Origin of the sequence: Formosa sp. Hel1_33_131 (assembly GCF_001735745.1) — a bacterium.
Classification (GTDB): domain Bacteria; phylum Bacteroidota; class Bacteroidia; order Flavobacteriales; family Flavobacteriaceae; genus Hel1-33-131.
In genome coordinates this window covers 727,128-745,076 of sequence record NZ_CP017260.1, presented here as the reverse complement: position 1 = coordinate 745,076, position 17,949 = coordinate 727,128, and the positions used below count along the sequence as shown (strand labels likewise).

The 17,949-nt window shown below is 38.6% G+C and carries 8 protein-coding genes and 1 tRNA gene; 6 read left to right on the top strand and 3 right to left on the bottom strand.

Annotated features, from left to right (window positions below; all coding sequences use genetic code 11):
• The first annotated feature begins 106 nt into the window (after nt 1–106).
• The 4 genes from FORMB_RS03250 to FORMB_RS12965 all read left to right on the top strand — a co-directional run bounded on the left by FORMB_RS03250 (nt 107) and on the right by FORMB_RS12965 (nt 7,066).
• Nucleotides 107–553, top strand: a complete 447-nt coding sequence (locus FORMB_RS03250; RefSeq protein WP_069676088.1) for a GatB/YqeY domain-containing protein — start codon at nt 107–109, stop codon at nt 551–553.
• A 7-nt stretch (nt 554–560) separates the two neighbouring features.
• Nucleotides 561–634 (top strand) — tRNA-Arg (locus FORMB_RS03245).
• A 523-nt stretch (nt 635–1,157) separates the two neighbouring features.
• A complete protein-coding gene (locus tag FORMB_RS03240; RefSeq protein ID WP_069676087.1) occupies nt 1,158–6,809 on the top strand; it encodes a T9SS type B sorting domain-containing protein in 5,652 nt (1,883 codons plus the stop codon).
• A gap of 152 nt (nt 6,810–6,961) precedes the next feature.
• Nucleotides 6,962–7,066 (top strand): type IX secretion system membrane protein PorP/SprF, encoded by a 105-nt coding sequence (locus tag FORMB_RS12965; protein ID WP_335583326.1) that lies wholly within the window; start codon nt 6,962–6,964, stop codon nt 7,064–7,066.
• Between the two features lie 209 nt (nt 7,067–7,275).
• Here the strand turns inward: FORMB_RS12965 and FORMB_RS03235 are convergent, their stop codons facing one another.
• A complete protein-coding gene (locus FORMB_RS03235) occupies nt 7,276–9,999 on the bottom strand; it encodes a zinc-dependent metalloprotease (RefSeq protein WP_069676086.1) in 2,724 nt (907 codons plus the stop codon).
• A gap of 95 nt (nt 10,000–10,094) precedes the next feature.
• Between FORMB_RS03235 and FORMB_RS03230 the strand changes: the two genes are divergently transcribed.
• The gene (locus tag FORMB_RS03230; protein ID WP_069676085.1) at nt 10,095–10,610 is read left to right on the top strand and encodes a hypothetical protein; all 516 of its coding nucleotides are present in this window, start codon (nt 10,095–10,097) and stop codon (nt 10,608–10,610) included.
• Between the two features lie 280 nt (nt 10,611–10,890).
• Nucleotides 10,891–15,507 (top strand): BspA family leucine-rich repeat surface protein, encoded by a 4,617-nt coding sequence (locus FORMB_RS03225; RefSeq protein WP_069676084.1) that lies wholly within the window; start codon nt 10,891–10,893, stop codon nt 15,505–15,507.
• Nucleotides 15,508–15,729: 222 nt separating this feature from the next.
• Here FORMB_RS03225 and FORMB_RS03220 read toward each other — a convergent pair whose 3' ends face one another.
• Both FORMB_RS03220 and FORMB_RS03215 read right to left on the bottom strand, forming a co-directional pair.
• Nucleotides 15,730–16,782: a nucleotidyltransferase family protein gene (locus FORMB_RS03220; protein ID WP_069676083.1), complete on the bottom strand. Its 1,053-nt coding sequence runs from the start codon at nt 16,780–16,782 to the stop codon at nt 15,730–15,732.
• Entirely contained in the window at nt 16,779–17,918 is a 1,140-nt protein-coding gene (locus FORMB_RS03215) for a hypothetical protein (RefSeq protein WP_069676082.1), read from the bottom strand. Before FORMB_RS03215 ends, FORMB_RS03220 begins: the two co-directional genes overlap by 4 nt.
• Nucleotides 17,919–17,949: the final 31 nt, after the last annotated feature.

Below are 17,949 nucleotides of genomic sequence, written 5' to 3'. Positions count from 1 at the left end.
AAAATTTAAATCCTGAGAGATGAATTCATTTCTCAGGTTTTTTTATTTTTTAAGAATAAGAATCGTTGTTTTTGTTATATTCGCATTCTAATTAAATGTCCATCTTATGAGCTTACAAGATTCAGTTATGACCGCGCTTAAGGCCGCTATGAAATCCAAGGATACCGTAGCCCTTACGGCATTAAGATCCATTAAATCCGCTATTTTATTAGCCCGTACGAGTGGTGCTGATGCGGAGATGAATGAAGAAGACGAGTTTAAATTATTACAAAAATTAGTCAAACAACGTAAGGACAGTGCGGCGATATTTACAGAGCAAAATCGTTTAGATTTGGCAGAACCTGAATTGGCAGAAGTCGAAGTCATCAGTCAATTTTTACCGCAAATGTTAGACGAATCTGAAGTTGAAAAAGTAGTGGTAGATACCATTGCATCTTTAGGCGCTTCTGGAATGAAAGACATGGGACGTGTGATGGGTGTGGTGAGTAAAACCCTCGCAGGTAAAACCGATGGCAAAACAATATCAACTTTAGTGAAAGCTAAGTTGTCTTAAATACAATGGCCCAGTAGTTCAACTGGATAGAATATCAGATTTCGGCTCTGACGGTTGGGGGTTCGAATCCCTTCTGGGTCACGAATAAATAGTACAATAAGAAAAAACGCCAAGCTTGCTTGAGCGTTTTTTTGTTTGTACTATTTTCAAAGCGGAGCTTTGTGGGATCAGCGCAGCTACTCCTTTTTAATTCGCTAATTAGTTGAAACAAAGAAGTTCTAAAAAAGCTTGCTTGAGCGTTTTTTTGTTTGTACTATTTTCAAAGCGGAGCTTTGTGGGATCAGCGCAGCTACTCCTTTTTAATTCGCTAATTAGTTGAAACAAAGAAGTTCTAAAAAAGCTTGCTTGAGCGTTTTTTTGTTTGTACTATTTTCAAAGCGGAGCTTTGTGGGATCAGCGCAGCTAATCCCCTCTAGATCACACTTTATTCTTGGTGTTTTTTTTGAGCTTATATCATTCAATCCATATAAAAAGTCCGAACTATCGAATGCCTGAGTCAAAAAACCTTACTAGAATCAGTAATGTTTTTAGGACAAGTAAGCTCTTTCCGATCGATTTCATACTTTATAAACAATTCACTAAATTTGCATTAACCAATTTAACAATGCGTCATTTTATTTTAGCTTTTTTGCTGATTAGTCTATCGGGATTCAGTCAAACCATTTCCATACAAGTTGTTGGCCCAGCTGGAGCAGCTACTTTTGAAAGGGGCTTGTCAACATCCTTATGTGAAGGATCCTCAGGAAATCAACTAGTTAACCCCTCTTTTGAAGTGCCTTCAGTAACTAATATTGGAAATAATTTCCTAACATGGCCAATAAATGGTTGGAATGGAGTTGGATCAGCTCCAAATTTTGTAAAAGTTAATGGCGTTGCAGGTCAAGGTGGTCCAATAAGTGCACAAGAGGGCGTTCAATATTTAGATATTGTTGCTGGGTCAGCAGATTTTTATCAAGAATTTGACTTTCAGTGCAATACACAAGTATTCTTTTCTGGTTATTTTTCCGTTCGTGATGGGCTGACTTCTACAGGGAGAATTGATATATTACGCGTTAATAGCGATAATACCACCGATATTGTTGCTAGTTCAAACCAGTTAAATATGCCATCTACTGCTAATATATGGTATTTAGCTTCAGGGGATGCTGTATTACCGGCAGGTAACTATAGATTTAATATTAGTATGGGAAACCACTCTAATTTTGACAGTGCTTGTTTTTCTTTTGACAATCCAAATACTGATACGGGTTCGTACGGTCCATTATGCGAAAGTAGTAGTATTACACTTACAGGAACCCCAACTGATAGTTTTGGTAGTTGGACTGGTAGTGGTATAGTTGATAATGGTGACGGAACAGCAAGTTTTAATCCGTCAGGATTAGGTGGAACTGCTGTCACTGTTACTTATTCTCATTTCGATGCTTCAGGTTTCGGTTGTTCTCAAAGCACTAATATTGAGGTGAATCCAAATATAACACCAACGTTCACGCAAGTTCCAGCGATTTGTTCTGGAGACACTTTAAGTGATTTACTAACCACATCGAACAATGGGATTACTGGAACTTGGTCACCGTCTTTGGATACTACAGCCACCACCACTTATGCTTTCACTCCAGATGCAGGCCAATGTGCTACGGCGGTAAATATGACTATTACCGTGAATCCAAATGTAACACCAACGTTCACGCAAGTTCCAGCGATTTGTTTTGGAGACACTTTAAGTGATTTACTAACCACATCGAACAATGGGATTACTGGAACTTGGTCACCGTCTTTGGATACTACAGCCACCACCAGTTATGCTTTCACTCCAGATGCAGGCCAATGTGCTGCGACTGTAAATATGACAATTGCCGTGAATCCAAATGTAACGCCAACGTTCACGCAAGTTCCAGCGATTTGTTCCGGAGACGCTTTAAGTGAACTGCTAACCACATCGAATAATGGCATTACTGGAACTTGGTCACCGTCTTTGGATACTACAGCCACCACCACTTATGCTTTCACTCCAGATGCAGGCCAATGTGCTGCGACTGTAAATATGACAATTGCCGTGAATCCAAATGTAATACCAACGTTCACGCAAGTAGCTGCTATTTTTAATGGGGAAACCTTAGGAGCATTGCCGACTACATCGAACAACGGAGTAACAGGAATCTGGTCTCCAGCAATCAACAATACGGAAACAACTACCTATACTTTTACACCAGATGATTCAGAGGCCTGTGCAATCAATCAAACCATGACGATCTCGGTGAATACGATTCCGTTTAGCGTTGCTGTAAATAGTGAAATTATATGCTCTAGTGGAATAGCGACACTAGTTGCAACACCATCACCTGCGGGTTTCTATTCTTATACTTGGATTGTTCCAGAAGGTGTAAGTAATCCTGGTAATGTTCAGAGTTTTTCTACATCTATTGAAGGGGATTATAGCGTATCTATCAGTAAGGATAATTACTTGTGTAATACGGATTTTGAAGAGAATCAATTAGGTATACTTGGAAGTTATAGTATTGTACATCAAGACACTGTTCCTTGTTGGGAAACTACCGCCAGTGATTCTCAAATTGAAGTTTGGGGTGATGAAATGAATGGAATTGCCGCCTATTCAGGAAATCAATTTATAGAATTAAATGCCAATATGCAATCTACATTATTTCAAAATTTTGAAATAATTCCAGGTTCTTCAGTAATACTTTCTTTTGCTCATAGAGGAAGAAATTCTAGCGCAGACGACATAATGGAGGTTGAAATTGGTCCCATTGGTGGTCCTTACACAAACTTAGGTGCGTTTTCAGATGGTATAGATTCTTGGGGGTATTACAGCTTAGAGTATGTTTTACCTGATGATTTAGGAATAAACTATACCATTCGTTTTAAGTCTATCCAACCAGCAGGGTCATTAGGTAATTTTTTAGATGACATAAGTGTCGTTTTTCCTTCCGATGTTTCAAGTGAAATAGCTACGGGTAATGTGAGTATAATTACTGAAATCACACCAACCTTCACTCAAATTCCAGAGATTTGTTCTGGAGACGCTTTAAGTGCATTGCTAACCACATCGAATAATGGGATTACTGGAGCTTGGTCTCCATCTTTGGATACTACGACCACCACTACGTATAGTTTTACTCCAGATGCTGACCAATGTGCTACGGTCGTAAATATGACAATTGCGGTGAATCCAAATATAACACCAACCTTCACTCAAATTCTAGAGATTTGTGATGGCGACGCTTTAAGTGAACTGCTAACCACATCGAATAATGGAATTACTGGAACTTGGTCTCCGGCTACGACCACCAATACGTATACTTTTACTCCGGATGTAGGCCAATGTGCTACGGTCGTAAATATGACAATTGCGGTGAATCCAAATGTAACACCAACCTTCACTCAAATTCCAGAGATTTGTTCCGGAGGCGCTTTAAGTGAACTGCTAACCACATCGAATAATGGGATTACTGGAACTTGGTCTCCGTCTTTGGATACTACAGCCACCACCACTTATGCTTTCACTCCAGATGCAGGCCAATGTGCTACGGCGGTAAATATGACTATTACCGTGAATACAAATGTAACACCAACGTTCACGCAAGTTCCAGCGATTTGTTTTGGAGACACTTTAAGTGATTTACTAACCACATCGAACAATGGGATTACTGGAACTTGGTCACCGTCTTTGGATACTACGACCACCACTACGTATAGTTTTACTCCAGATGCAGACCAATGTGCTACGGTCGTAAATATGACAATTGCGGTGAATCCAAATATAACACCAACGTTCACGCAAGTTCCAGCGATTTGTTCCGGAGACGCTTTAAGTGAACTGCTAACCACATCGAACAATGGGATTACTGGAACTTGGTCACCGTCTTTGGATACTACAGCCACCACCACTTATGCTTTCACTCCGGATGTAGGCCAATGTGCTACGGTCGTAAATATGACAATTGCGGTGAATCCAAATGTAACACCAACCTTCACTCAAATTCCAGAGATTTGTTCCGGAGGCGCTTTAAGTGAACTGCTAACCACATCGAATAATGGCATTACTGGAACTTGGTCACCGTCTTTGGATACTACAGCCACCACCACTTATGCTTTCACTCCAGATGCAGGCCAATGTGCTGCGACTGTAAATATGACAATTGCCGTGAATCCAAATGTAACACCAACCTTCACTCAAATTCCAGAGATTTGTTTTGGCGACGCTTTAGCGGTACTGCCAACCACCTCTAACAATGGTATTACAGGGACTTGGACACCAGCGCTTGACACTACAACAACGACGACTTATACGTTTACACCTACTGCAAGACTCTGTGCCAATCCAGCAACGCTCATCATTGTAGTGAACCCAATAGTGGATCCTGTTTTCGATGCAGTTGACGCTATTTGTGTCGGCGACGCTTTAGCGGTACTGCCAACCACCTCTAACGATGGTATTACAGGGGCTTGGACACCAGCGCTTGACACTACAACAACGACCACTTATACGTTTACACCTGATTTAGGGGAATGCGCCAATCCAGCAACGCTCACTATTGTAGTGAACCCAATAGTGGATCCTGTTTTCGATGCAGTTGACGCTATTTGTGACGGCGACTTTTTAGCAGCTCTACCAACCACTTCTAACAATGGAGTTTCAGGAACTTGGAGTCCGGCGCTTGACACTACAACAACGACCACTTATACGTTTACGCCTGATTTAGGGGAATGCGCCAATCCAGCAACGCTCACTATTGTAGTGAACCCAATAGTGGATCCTGTTTTCGATGCAGTTGACGCTATTTGTGATGGCGACTTTTTAGCAGCTCTACCAACCACTTCTAACAATGGAGTATCAGGGACTTGGACACCAGCGCTTGACACTACAACAACGACCACTTATACGTTTACACCTACTGCAAGACTCTGTGCCAATCCAGCAACGCTCATCATTGTAGTGAACCCAATAGTGGATCCTGTTTTCGATGCAGTTAACGCTATTTGTGTCGGCGACGCTTTAGCGGTACTGCCAACCACTTCTAACGGTGGTATTACAGGGACTTGGACACCAGCCCTTGACAATACAACAACGACGACTTATACGTTTACACCTGATTTAGGGGAATGCGCCAATCCAGCAACGCTCATCATTGTAGTGAACCCAATAGTGGATACTGTTTTCGGTGCTGTTGACGCTATTTGTGATGGCGACTTTTTAGCAGCTCTACCAACCACTTCTAACAATGGAGTATCAGGAACTTGGAGTCCGGCGCTTGACAATACAATAACGACGACTTATACGTTTACACCTGATTTAGGGGAATGCGCCAATCCAGCCACGCTCATCATTGTAGTGAACCCATTAGTGAATCCTGTTTTTGATGCAGTTGACGCTATTTGTGATGGCGACGCTTTAGCGGTACTGCCAACCACTTCTAACAATGGAGTATCGGGAACTTGGAGTCCAGTGCTTGACACAACAACAACGACCACTTATACGTTTACCCCTACTGCAAGACTCTGTGCCAATCCAGCAACGCTCACTATTGTAGTGAACCCAAAAGTGAATCCACTATTTACAGCTGTTGATGCTATTTGTGATGGCGACGCTTTAGCGGTACTGCCAACCACCTCTAACGATGGTATTACAGGGGCTTGGACACCAGCGCTTGACAATACAACAACGACGACTTATACGTTTACACCCAATGCAGACGAATGTGCAGACCCAACCATAATGACGGTGGTGGTCATCCCTGTGAATGTTTTAACGATTAGTGCTATTAACTTATCAGAAGAATTTGATACAAATCAAGTTATTTCAGTCACAGTATCTGGCGGAAGCGGTTCTTATGAATATAAGCTCGATAACGGACTTTGGCAGTTCAGCTCTGTTTTCGAATATGTGACTGGATGTGGTGAGCATACAGTGGTGGTAAGGGACGCTATAGATACGTGTAACACAGAGCCAGAAACAACGGTTTCGATTATGGAATATCCAAAATTCTTTACACCAAATGGCGATGGCTTTAATGATACTTGGAACATCAAATGTTTAAAGGATAATCTTTTAGCTAGGATCCGTATTTACGATCGTTATGGTAAATTATTATTGGATTTTAGGCCGAGTCAAAATGCATGGAATGGAACATTTAATGGACAGCGATTACCGGGAACTGATTATTGGTTCGTTGCAAACTATCTAAACAGTAACGGCTTAGAAGCTCAGCTTAAATCTCATTTCTCGCTACGTTATTAAATTCAGCTTAAAAGATAATTTATTATTTTATTTAAAAAACTTGTGTTTGTAGCAATCTTAGCTTTAGTAACACAGACTATTAATTCTCAGGAAGAATTGCCAATGTACTCGGACTAATTAACCGATAACTACTATGTTTTACACCCCTCTCTATGGCTGGTGTTTCTAATTGTAATAAATTAAGAACAACAGGGCGTCAACAATGGTTTGGAGATGAAGATGCTCCTAGTTTACAAACGGTTAGTATTAATGGTTGAATAGGAGAAACATCATATGGAATTGAACCAAAAATCACATGCACTCTTGGATATAAGCTTGGAGATTTGAGTTGTTATAGCCCAGACCAAAATGGAATGCTAAATTTTGAAGTTTTTGTTTTTATTTTATAGTCTCATTGGATTGGAAATAGATAAGCAAAAAAAAAGCTCCTAAATACAGGAGCTTTTCTAATTTTTAATTCAAATAATTAATTCACTATTATTTTCTTCGTGACTTTTTGTGAACCATCAGAAATTTGAAGTAAATAGACACCCGATTGTGCGTTATTTAAGTTAATGACTTCTTCAAATCGATTGACGCTGTTGTATGTGTTTGTATACATCAGTCTTCCTCTAATGTCATAAACCTGTACAGATATGTTTTGTCCAGACTTTGGATCAAACCCAACAGTGAATGAGCCATTATTCGGGTTTGGAAAAACACGTAAATCACTCAGTTTATTTTCTTCTATTGATAAAGGTGAAGATGAACAAATTTCTAAAGTATAATCGTTTAAGATTCCGGGATCTCCACTGTAATAGTCTAAAACAGCAATGTACCAGACTCCAGCAGTGTCTTTCCCATTAAAATTAGATAAAGAATTTAAATTTGACTTATAAGTGCCAATTGTAGGATTTGCACATGCTATTGCTGTTGATGCCTCATCATCAAAAGTAATATCTAAATCTATTTCGCTTCCACAATTTCTATTGTACACAACTGCCTGTGTTCCATCTGGATGTTGTACAACTATAACAAGATCGTCTAAGTAATCGTGTGAAATGTCAATATTAAAGTTTACATCTGAAATTGTAGCAACTTCAGTAACATTTACACCCACAACAAGAGGTTCGCCAGGAGCATTAGCAGCTATGCCATCTGGTATGGCTAAGTTTAAAGAGGTCTCAGAAGCGTAGGTATTACAGCTTTCTTGTAGGCCAATAGTGATGTTTTGCGTGTTGATGTTAAAGAAAATATTATCAGATGCTGCTACCATTATGCGGCAGCTATCTGAAGCCACATTTGGAACAGTAATGTTATGACTTCCATCGTTTGGGACATTAGCCGCCAAAACGGTATCGTAGTTGAGTCCGTCTGTAGATAATAAAATATCCACATTGGCTTCATTTACTCCATTTGCTGTAGTGCCAGCTACACTCCATGTGATTGTTTCTGTTGCACCAGCGACCAAAGATTGACCATTGACATTTTGAGAGGTCACCACAAATGGGCCAGCAGCTGAGACTACCGTAGCGGTCATCTGGGCTGTTGCTGTCTGCCCTCCACTGATGTCATTATCTCTGACGGTGAGTTTAAAATTTAGGTCACGATTTACAGAAGCCAATTTTTCCCACTCAGTAGATACGCCTCCATTTGCAAGGATGTCTGACATTCTTGGAATGTATCTGCTTGTGTCGTTTGTCCCTTCATATGAGCGAACCAGTGGTCCAGAGGTGTTTGATTCTACAGGCAAACCAGAAGGACCTAAGTCGTATTGTTCCCAAGTGTAGGTGTGTGTTGTAATTCCGTCCGTATCCGTCGAAGTACCCGTTAATTTGTAAGGAGTAGAGGCAGGAATGTTGTAATCGTTACCAGCATTAGACGTTGGTGCAGCATTTCCTGTAGCCGTTTGTGTCGCACAGTTGCTATTTCCAGTAGAGATATTATCCCACATCATTTGCAAACTTTTTTGATGAAAATAAGCATCGCTATTGGATTGAATATTTTGCGGTGCGCAAATCCCAGCATAAGCCATAATTGTTGATCCACTTCCTGGTTCATAAGCATTAGAAGCTGTTCTGTTTCCTGCACAGTTACCAGAATTTCCATTGAATGTGTGCGGCGCACCAAATTGATGTCCAATTTCATGAGCGACATAATCCACATCATAAGGATCTCCAACAGGGTTCGGAGATCCAGTAATTCCTCTTGCTTTGGATCCAGTACAAGGAGAGTTCAGAGAGGCCAGACCACCACCACCTGTAGAAAAGGTGTGGCCAATGTCATAGTTAGCAGAACCTATGTTAGCATCAATTACGGTTTGACTTTCACTTATTAATGCACCAGCACTGCTATTTGAAAAATTATCTGAATCAATGAAAATAACACTTTCGTTATTGGCAACAATGGTCATGGTGACTGATAAATCTCTTTCGTAAATAAAATTATTTCTGTTAATGGTAACTACCATAGCCGCCAGTACGGCCGCTTTTTTGTTAGCTTCAGTGTCTGATGCCAATAATCCGGCAGCAGTCCATTGAAATTGAGCGTATTCAACAGTACAGGCCAATGCCAATCTAAAATCACGCATCATCCCATCATTCGCATTGAAGTAACTCATATTAGCTGCATTTCGCTGTTGTGTATTTGTTGCTGTATCATCATCAAATTCACAAATCCATGGTTCATCCAAAACAGGTAAATCTTTTTTAGAATAAACAATATATGCCTCTGAATCTTTGGTGTATGGGTCAATAAACTCCGTGCCAGAACCCGCTTTGAAAGACATACTATGAAGCCCTTGTGCTGTGATACTGAACCGAATGGTATTCGAAGGGTTTGAAATACTTTTTCCGACATAAGTTTTTATGTTGGGGTATTTATCTTGTAGCGGCTTCTCTAAAACAGAAGCTTCCATAACACTAAAAGTTTCGAAAGAATCATTTGCAGTTGGAAAGTCCACAAGCTTTTCGGAGGTATTTTCCGTGCTATTTCTTTGTGGAGCATCTGTTAAATGGTTCTTTAATGCATCAATATTTAAATTGAAATACTGTGCTTTTTCAGGATTGGTTTTTCGGAGTTTAAGTTCCTTTTTAGAAGTGTTTTCTTTTGAAGTCTGAATCCAAAATGAACGATCTTTTTGCGCAAATGAATTTAATGAAAAGATAAAAAATAAAAGGATCGACAAACGAGTTGTGTAATTTGTTTTCATAAAAGTTAATTAATTGGTTCTTACAAAAATATCACTATATTTCCAGATTACAATTATAGTTTATGCTTAAAATGCTTTATTCACATAAAAAGTTGATGTTTGTTCTTTTATTATTAGTTGGTTGTAAATCAACAAATAAGCCCACTGACACATCAAACTCCTCGGTTCAATTTTTTAATAATTGTCCAGAAAACGGGGACTGTTCTTTAGAAATTTTAGACAATAAAAGTGCAAAAATTGAACACGATAAATTCAATAATTCATATATCACTTTGGAAGAAAGCAAATCAAGCTTATTAATGTTTAAGTATGAGCGCGACGAAATTCAAGGAACTGCAGATAGTGGTTATTATGAGGTGATTTATTTAAACATAGGTGAACTGGATCAAAACATGGTTTTAAAAGATGAATCTCTAGCAGAGGTGGATGCTATATTTGGTCGAATATGTTTCTGTTCAAGAGAAAGCACGGGCTATTTCCCAATTAGAAAAGGCGTTTTAAAGTTAAAAAAAATTAAAAAAAATCGTTTTAAAGTTGATTTTTATTTCACAGTTGAAGACGTCCCACAGTTTGTGAAATCAATAAGCGAAACGTTTGGTATCATTAATTAAGTTTTGAATATTCGAAGTTTTGGTCACAATTTACTCCCAAGATAATTAGTAATAATGTAACACTATTTCAGGACGTCACAATTTTCAAAGCGGAGTTTTGTGGGATCCCAACCTAATCCTACCATGCTGGATGTTCCTGTGCAGAACTTGTTTCAGTATTTCAGTGTCAACTTGACAAGAAAAAGACTTTTCAGATCGTCTCTTTTTTTTGCTCTACTCACAGGTTGCGATATGATTCATAAATAGTTCACTATATTTGTAGCATTAACCAATTTAACATATGCGCTATTTTATTTTAGCTTTTTTGCTGATCAGTCTATCGGCGTTCAATGAGAACACTTCCAAAGTTGTTTTAGCAAACCCCCATACGTATAGTTTTAATACCACTGATAGCCCTGCCGATGGTGGTTATTCTGTTACTGCAGCGAATACGGATCTAATTTCTGATTCAGAACTTGAAAATACTATTGATAGGTATGACAATCATAATGACTTTATTTCTACTTGGGAACTTACAAGTTCTGATTTAACATTTGAACTGCCTTTAAAAGATTACGACGATATTACTATTGATTGGGGAGATGGTACATCTACAACCCATACGGATGGTACCATGCAAAGCCATACTTACTCAGCCGCAGGTACTAAAACCATAACAGTTATGGTAAATGATCCTTTAACAAAAGATATTGGAGAAATGTATCTAAATGCTCATGCTTCTAGTACTTTAATTAGAACTATAGCAAACTGGGGAGAAGGAAAATGGGAGTCTTTTCATTACGCTTTTAAGGGAGCTACTCATTTAACTATTCCAGCGACTGATGAGCCAGATCTTTCTTTAGTAACTTCAATGTCTCATGCTTTTAATGAATGTCCAAGTTTAGTGGGCTTAACTTTAAACGATTGGAACACATCTGTAGTGACTTCTTTAGATGCTACGTTTCATGATGCTTCTCTTTTTAATGGAGACATATCTTCTTGGAATACAAGTAATGTGACTACTATGAGAAATATGTTCAAAAACACTGTTTTTAATCGAAACATTAATACTAGTGGTTCTTCTTGGAATACCGGTGCTGTGACTACCATGTCTGGGATGTTTATGAGCGCAGGAACATTCAATCAAGAAATTGGAGGTTGGGATACATCTAAAGTAACAAATATGTATTATATGTTTGGTTATAGTTCTGATTTTAATGGAGACATATCTTCGTGGAATACCACAACAGTGACTAATATGGAGGCTATGTTTTTTGATGCTGATGATTTTAATCAAGATTTAACTGGATGGTGTGTTTCTAATATTTCTTCAGAACCCAATTATTTTAGCAACTCGTCAGGTTTATTGAATACGAACAAGCCTGCATGGGGAACTTGTTCATATTTTATTTCTACTTGGGAACTTACAAGTTCTGATTTAACATTTGAATTGCCTTTAAAAGAGTACGCTAATATTACTATTGACTGGGGAGATGATAATACTGACTCCAATGTGACAGGAGGTGGTTTCCCAACACACACCTATGCCTCTGATGGAATCAAAACAATTACCGTACAGGTAAATGATTCGGCAAAAGACATTGGAAAAATATACATGAATGGTAATCATGCTTCTAGAACTCTTATTAGAACCATCACAAACTGGGGAGAGGGAAAATGGGAAACTTTTAATAGTGCTTTTAAGGGAGCTACGAATTTAACTATTCCGGCAACTGATGAGCCAGATCTTTCATTAACAACTAATATGAGCTCGGCATTTCGAGATTGTACAAGTTTAGTGGGAACTACTTTAAACGATTGGAATACTTCTACTGTTACTAATATGGAAGGTACGTTTATGGGTGCTTCTGCTTTTAACGGAACTATAGGTTCTTGGAATACTGCTGCTGTTACCAATATGAGAGAAATGTTTAGAAGTGCTACTGCTTTTAATGGAAATATAACGGGGTGGAATACTGTTGCAGTGACTTTTATGCCTGAAATGTTTCGTGAGGCTTCTGCTTTTAATCAAGATATCAACACTAGTGGAAATAGTTGGAATGTGAGTAATGTGACTGATATGAATGGTTTATTTAGAAGTGCTTCTGCTTTTAATGGAAATATATCTTCTTGGGATACATCTGCAGTTACCAAGATGACTTATATGTTTTTAAGTGCTACTGTTTTTAATCAAGATATAACCTTATGGAATACCGCTAATGTAACTAATATGACAAGTCTGTTTCATGATGCCTCTTCTTTTAATCAAGCAATTAATACAAGTGGAGACTCATGGAACACCGCTGCTGTTACCAATATGAGAGAAATGTTTAGTGGTGCTACTTCTTTTAACGGAACTATATCCTCTTGGAATACTGGCGCAGTGAATAATATGTACGGTATGTTTAATAATGCCCGAGTTTTTGATCAAGATATAACCTCATGGAATACCACTGCAGTTACCAATATGGGTTATATGTTTTGGCAAGCTCAAGCTTTTAATCAAGCAATTAATACTAGTGGTTCTTCTTGGAATACCGCTGCAGTAACTAATATGGCTGCTATGTTTGAAGGTTCAACTGCTTTTAATCAAAATATAGGTTCATGGAATACTGCTGCAGTGACTAATATGGTAAGTATGTTTAGGGCAGCTTATGCTTTTAATCAAAATATAGGTTCATGGAATACTGCTGCAGTGACTAATATGCAAGATATGTTTCAGCTGGCGAGTGCTTTTAATCAAAATATAGGTTCATGGAACACCGCTGTAGTGGCTAATATGCGAGGCATGTTTCATGCTGCTTCTGCTTTTAATCAACCGCTTGCCCACAATGGGAATTCTTGGAATCTAGCGAATGTGATTAATATGATAGATATGTTTTCCAATGCGGGATTATCTACAGAAAATTATGATGTTTTCCTTTACAGTCAAGCCAACAACAGTGCTATTAATTCAGATATTACGATTACTGTTTCTAGTAGATACATTGATGCTACCTCAAAAACGTATCTCACAGAAACAAAAAACTGGAATATTACAGATCTTGGTCAAGTGCCCACTATTGAAATAGCAAGTAATATTAGTGGAGTCGCTGATGGATTTTCCACAAACGATGCTACTATAACTTTAACTTTTACTGCGGGATTATCAACTTCTAATTTTGAGGAAAGCGATATTACTGTGACTAATGGCACTTTAAGCTCCTTTGTTGGAAGTGGAACAACTTACACAGTTATATTCACACCAACTGAACAGGGCGTTTGTACTATAAATGTTGCCGCAGGCACTTTTAGCGACAGTTCTAATAACAACAATAATATTGCTGCGAGTCAATTTAACTGGACGTTTGACAGTGTAGCTCCCACGGTAACTAATGTAACCTCTACCAAGACAGATGGTTCTTACACAATTGATGAGGTCATTCCAGTAGCCGTTACTTTTAGTGAAGTAGTCAACGTAATAGAAACTCCAACATTAACTTTAGAGACCGGAAGCAATGATGTGGTGGTCAACTATAGCTCTGGAACAGGTAGTAACACCTTAATTTTTAATTATACAGTAGCAGTTGGTCACAACTCTATTGATTTAGATTATGTAGATACGAGCGCACTTGCATTAAACTCAGGCACTATTAAAGATGCAGCTACAAATAATGCGACTTTAACCTTAGTGAGTCCTGGGAACGCCAATTCTCTTGGCGCAAACAAAGCGCTGGTTATAGATACAGCAGCTCCAACAATCAATTTGGTAGGAAATCCTACAGTGACGATAGAAGTAGGAGCAACATATACGGATCAAGGCGCTACAGCGACCGACAACTACGACCCCGCACTCACAGTTGTTGTAGGAGGTGATACAGTAGATACGTCTATAGTAGGGACTTACACAGTCACTTACAATGTATCAGATTCTAATAGCAATGCCGCCGTACAAGTTACAAGAATTGTCAGTGTTGTGGACACCACTGTTCCATTGATTACTTTAACAGGAGAACCTACAGTGACGACAGAAGTAGGAGCAACATATACGGATCAAGGCGCTACAGCGACCGACAACTACGACCCCGCACTCACAGTTGTTGTAGGAGGAGATACAGTAGATACGTCTATAGTAGGGACTTACACAGTCACTTATAATGTATCAGATTCTAATAGCAATGCCGCCGTACAAGTTACAAGAATTGTCAGTGTTGTGGACACCACTGTTCCAGTGATTACCTTAACAGGGGAGCCTACAGTGACGATAGAAGTAGGAGCAACATATACGGAGCAAGGCGCTACAGCGACCGACAACTACGACTCCGCACTCACGGTTGTTGTAGGAGGAGATGCAGTAAATACAGCTATAGTAGACACTTACACAGTCACTTACAATGTATCAGATTCTAATGGCAATGCCGCCGTACAAGTTACAATAACCGTGAGTGTTGTGGATACCACTGTTCCAGTGATTACTTTAACAGGGGAACCTACAGTGACGATAGAAGTAGGAGCAACATATACGGAGCAAGGCGCTACAGCGACCGACAACTACGACCCCGCACTCACGGTTGTTGTAGGAGGAGATACGGTAGATACTACAACTTTAGGCACATATACAGTCACTTATAATGTTAGCGATGCCTCTGGCAATGCAGCAGTTGAAGTAACACGTACGGTAACTGTCACAGAAGTTTTAGGATTAGATTCTACAGAAATTAACAGTGTGAGTATATATCCAAACCCAACAACTTCTAAGTGGACTGTTGAGTCTTCAAGGGTCATTAATACGCTCACACTTTTTAACTTATTAGGTCAAAAAGTATTAGAGCAAACGGTCAATGATAAGAAAGTAAACATTGACGCCAGCAACTTGAAAACAGGCGTTTATATGCTAAAAGTGAATAAAACGACACTAAAAAGAGTGATTAAAAGATAAGGATAAAAAAAAACTTGTTTAATTATTCTTGTAACGTCCTAAAATAAAGCGCAATTAATTGGGTTTTGTTTGTGCTATTTTCAAAGCGGCGCTTTTTGGGGTCCTGCAATAATCCTTCCTGGGTCACAAAGAGGTTGTCTAAAAACTGGAAAATCTTTTATTTTTAATTAATTTCAGGTTGACAAAGCAAAGTTTTTTATCTTTTTAATATGGTTTTTCAGACTATTTTTCACCCCTAAATAGTTTGATGACTTCGGATTTATGGTTCCAAACATCTGCTCTGAAACGTTTGTTTTTCACAAATAACTTCACACCTTCTAGACAGGTGATGAGCCCAATATTGACCTTCACAAGTCCTGTATAAATCCGTCGTACAATCCCGTTTTTGTTTAGGTGTTTATAAAAGTTTTTAACCACAGAACTATTTATGTTTTTGGAACCTTCTGCGAGTGGTTCAAAATAGGAATCTCTCAAAGTATAAAAAACACGATGGTATTTTGAAGTCGTGTGATTGTCTTTAGATGGGTTTATTTGCTGCTCTAAAACCAAACTGTCATAGCAAGATTTGAAATTTGTTGATTTTAACAAATAGCCAAAATCGTTGACCATATCGTTTAAAATAAGGATGTCTAAATTTGCATCAGCATTAGGAACATAAATCTGGTTGATGATAATTCTATCGTTCAGAATTTCTTCTGAGTTTAAGACTTTTGGGATGTTTTTTCTTAATAATTTAGAGTGAATTTCTACTGCTCCCAACATATCAGGATGCACCAGTCTTGGGAGGTGTCTGTGTCTTTTGTGTTTTCCAAATAGAGTCGGCTTCGCAGAAACATATTCTAGGTTTAAAAGCAATTGTTCGGCTTTGTATAGATTGGTGGGCTCAACCAACAAATCAATATCTCCGATCAAGCGTTCGCCAAAATCCTTAAAATATCCAGATGCCAATAGCGCACAGCCTTTTGTAAACACATGGTTAATTCCATGTGCATTAAAAAGCGCACTCAGTTCCTTGACCTGATTGAGTAAGGTTTGATTTCTATTTCGATTTATTTTTGTAATTCCACTCAAATAAGCATTCAAATCTTCAGAGACCAGATCAAGAAGTCCTTTTTGTTCCAAGCGACAATAGGCAGTTGTCATCACACCCAGTTGGCTACTTGCTTTTACAAACCACTCCCAATCCATGTTTTTGTGACCTAACTGCGTTCTTAACTCAGATTCATTCGGCTCAAAACTTAGGATGTTCGCGATACTCGCTTTGGATTTTTTCATCCTTGCGAATTAAAAAGTTTTGAAAACACTTCTAAGGCTTCAGGAGTGTCGGAGTAAGTCAATTCATAAAAGGACAAGCCCTCAATCCAGTCCATAAATTCTTTAGCATCGACTTCTTTGGGCGAGATCCATGAATCCGGCACAAAAATTTCCATGGCTTCAGAAAATGGAATTTCTTTAAGCTCCGTTTTTGATTCAGGCTTATAGTGAATACTCACCATTTTTTGACAGGGATAACTTTGTTGAGGTTTTGTGTTTTTATTTTGAAAGGGTACTACAAATTTTACCGAACCTTTTTCTTCACCTTTAAAAATAAGCGGCAATTCGTCAAAACCGGGGATCATTTTTGAAAGCGATTCAAAGGCGCCAGATTTGATAGAAATAGCAGCTGGGTATGTATAAACCTGTTTGTTTTTGGCTAAAATAGGCGAAAAGTCATCTGCCACTAAATTCATCCCTGCGGCCATCGCATGGGCTGTAAAGGTGCTTTTTCCCCTTCCAGATTTTCCAATCACTAAAATGGCTTCTTTGTCATTGGTAACCGTAGAGGCGTGGATGGTTCCTAACCAGTCATCTTCAGTTTTTCCATGAAGGACGCATAACAATTGCATGCAAAAATTACCTTGAAGGACATGATAATTCTTCGCCTCATAGGAATCAATTAAAACCGTGTTTTTATAAAAATACAATGTGTTGTTTGCATAGAAAATATCAAAAATAGTTTGAGGAACGTTGTTAGATTTTTCTGAAACTAAATGTGCTATTTGAGGGTGTAAAATTTCTTTAACACGCTTGTGGCTATAGTTTACTTGTAGGGCTGCGCCATTCACAATATAAGTTTCAGAATAGGCTCTAAAAGAGGCGTCAAAAGGAAGGTCTTTGCTTGTGTTTTTATTCTCAAAAGTATTGGTTGAAAAAAGTTGATTAATTTCATCATAAAAAATCTCAGACTGAGAATCGGTCACCCCAATGGTTTTAGAAGCAGCGCTGATGAAACTGGATTTTTCAGTATTTGTAACAAACAAATTTATAAGTTCGTTAATGTGCTCATCTACAATAACATAACTGTTAGAGGAACTGAACCACAGTAACTGTTGTTCTTTCATTTGTTTGCTAAGAGATGGGGCTTTTAACATGTGTTGTAATTTAGTGCAAAGATATATTTTT

Coding starts and splice junctions, on each gene's coding strand:
- FORMB_RS03220 (WP_069676083.1), bottom strand. CDS start 16,782: ATGAAAAAATCCAAAGCGAGTATCGCGAACATCCTAAGTTTTGAGCCG.
- FORMB_RS03225 (WP_069676084.1), top strand. CDS start 10,891: ATGCGCTATTTTATTTTAGCTTTTTTGCTGATCAGTCTATCGGCGTTC.
- FORMB_RS03250 (WP_069676088.1), top strand. CDS start 107: ATGAGCTTACAAGATTCAGTTATGACCGCGCTTAAGGCCGCTATGAAA.
- FORMB_RS03230 (WP_069676085.1), top strand. CDS start 10,095: ATGTTTGTTCTTTTATTATTAGTTGGTTGTAAATCAACAAATAAGCCC.
- FORMB_RS12965 (WP_335583326.1), top strand. CDS start 6,962: ATGGCTGGTGTTTCTAATTGTAATAAATTAAGAACAACAGGGCGTCAA.
- FORMB_RS03235 (WP_069676086.1), bottom strand. CDS start 9,999: ATGAAAACAAATTACACAACTCGTTTGTCGATCCTTTTATTTTTTATC.
- FORMB_RS03240 (WP_069676087.1), top strand. CDS start 1,158: ATGCGTCATTTTATTTTAGCTTTTTTGCTGATTAGTCTATCGGGATTC.
- FORMB_RS03215 (WP_069676082.1), bottom strand. CDS start 17,918: ATGTTAAAAGCCCCATCTCTTAGCAAACAAATGAAAGAACAACAGTTA.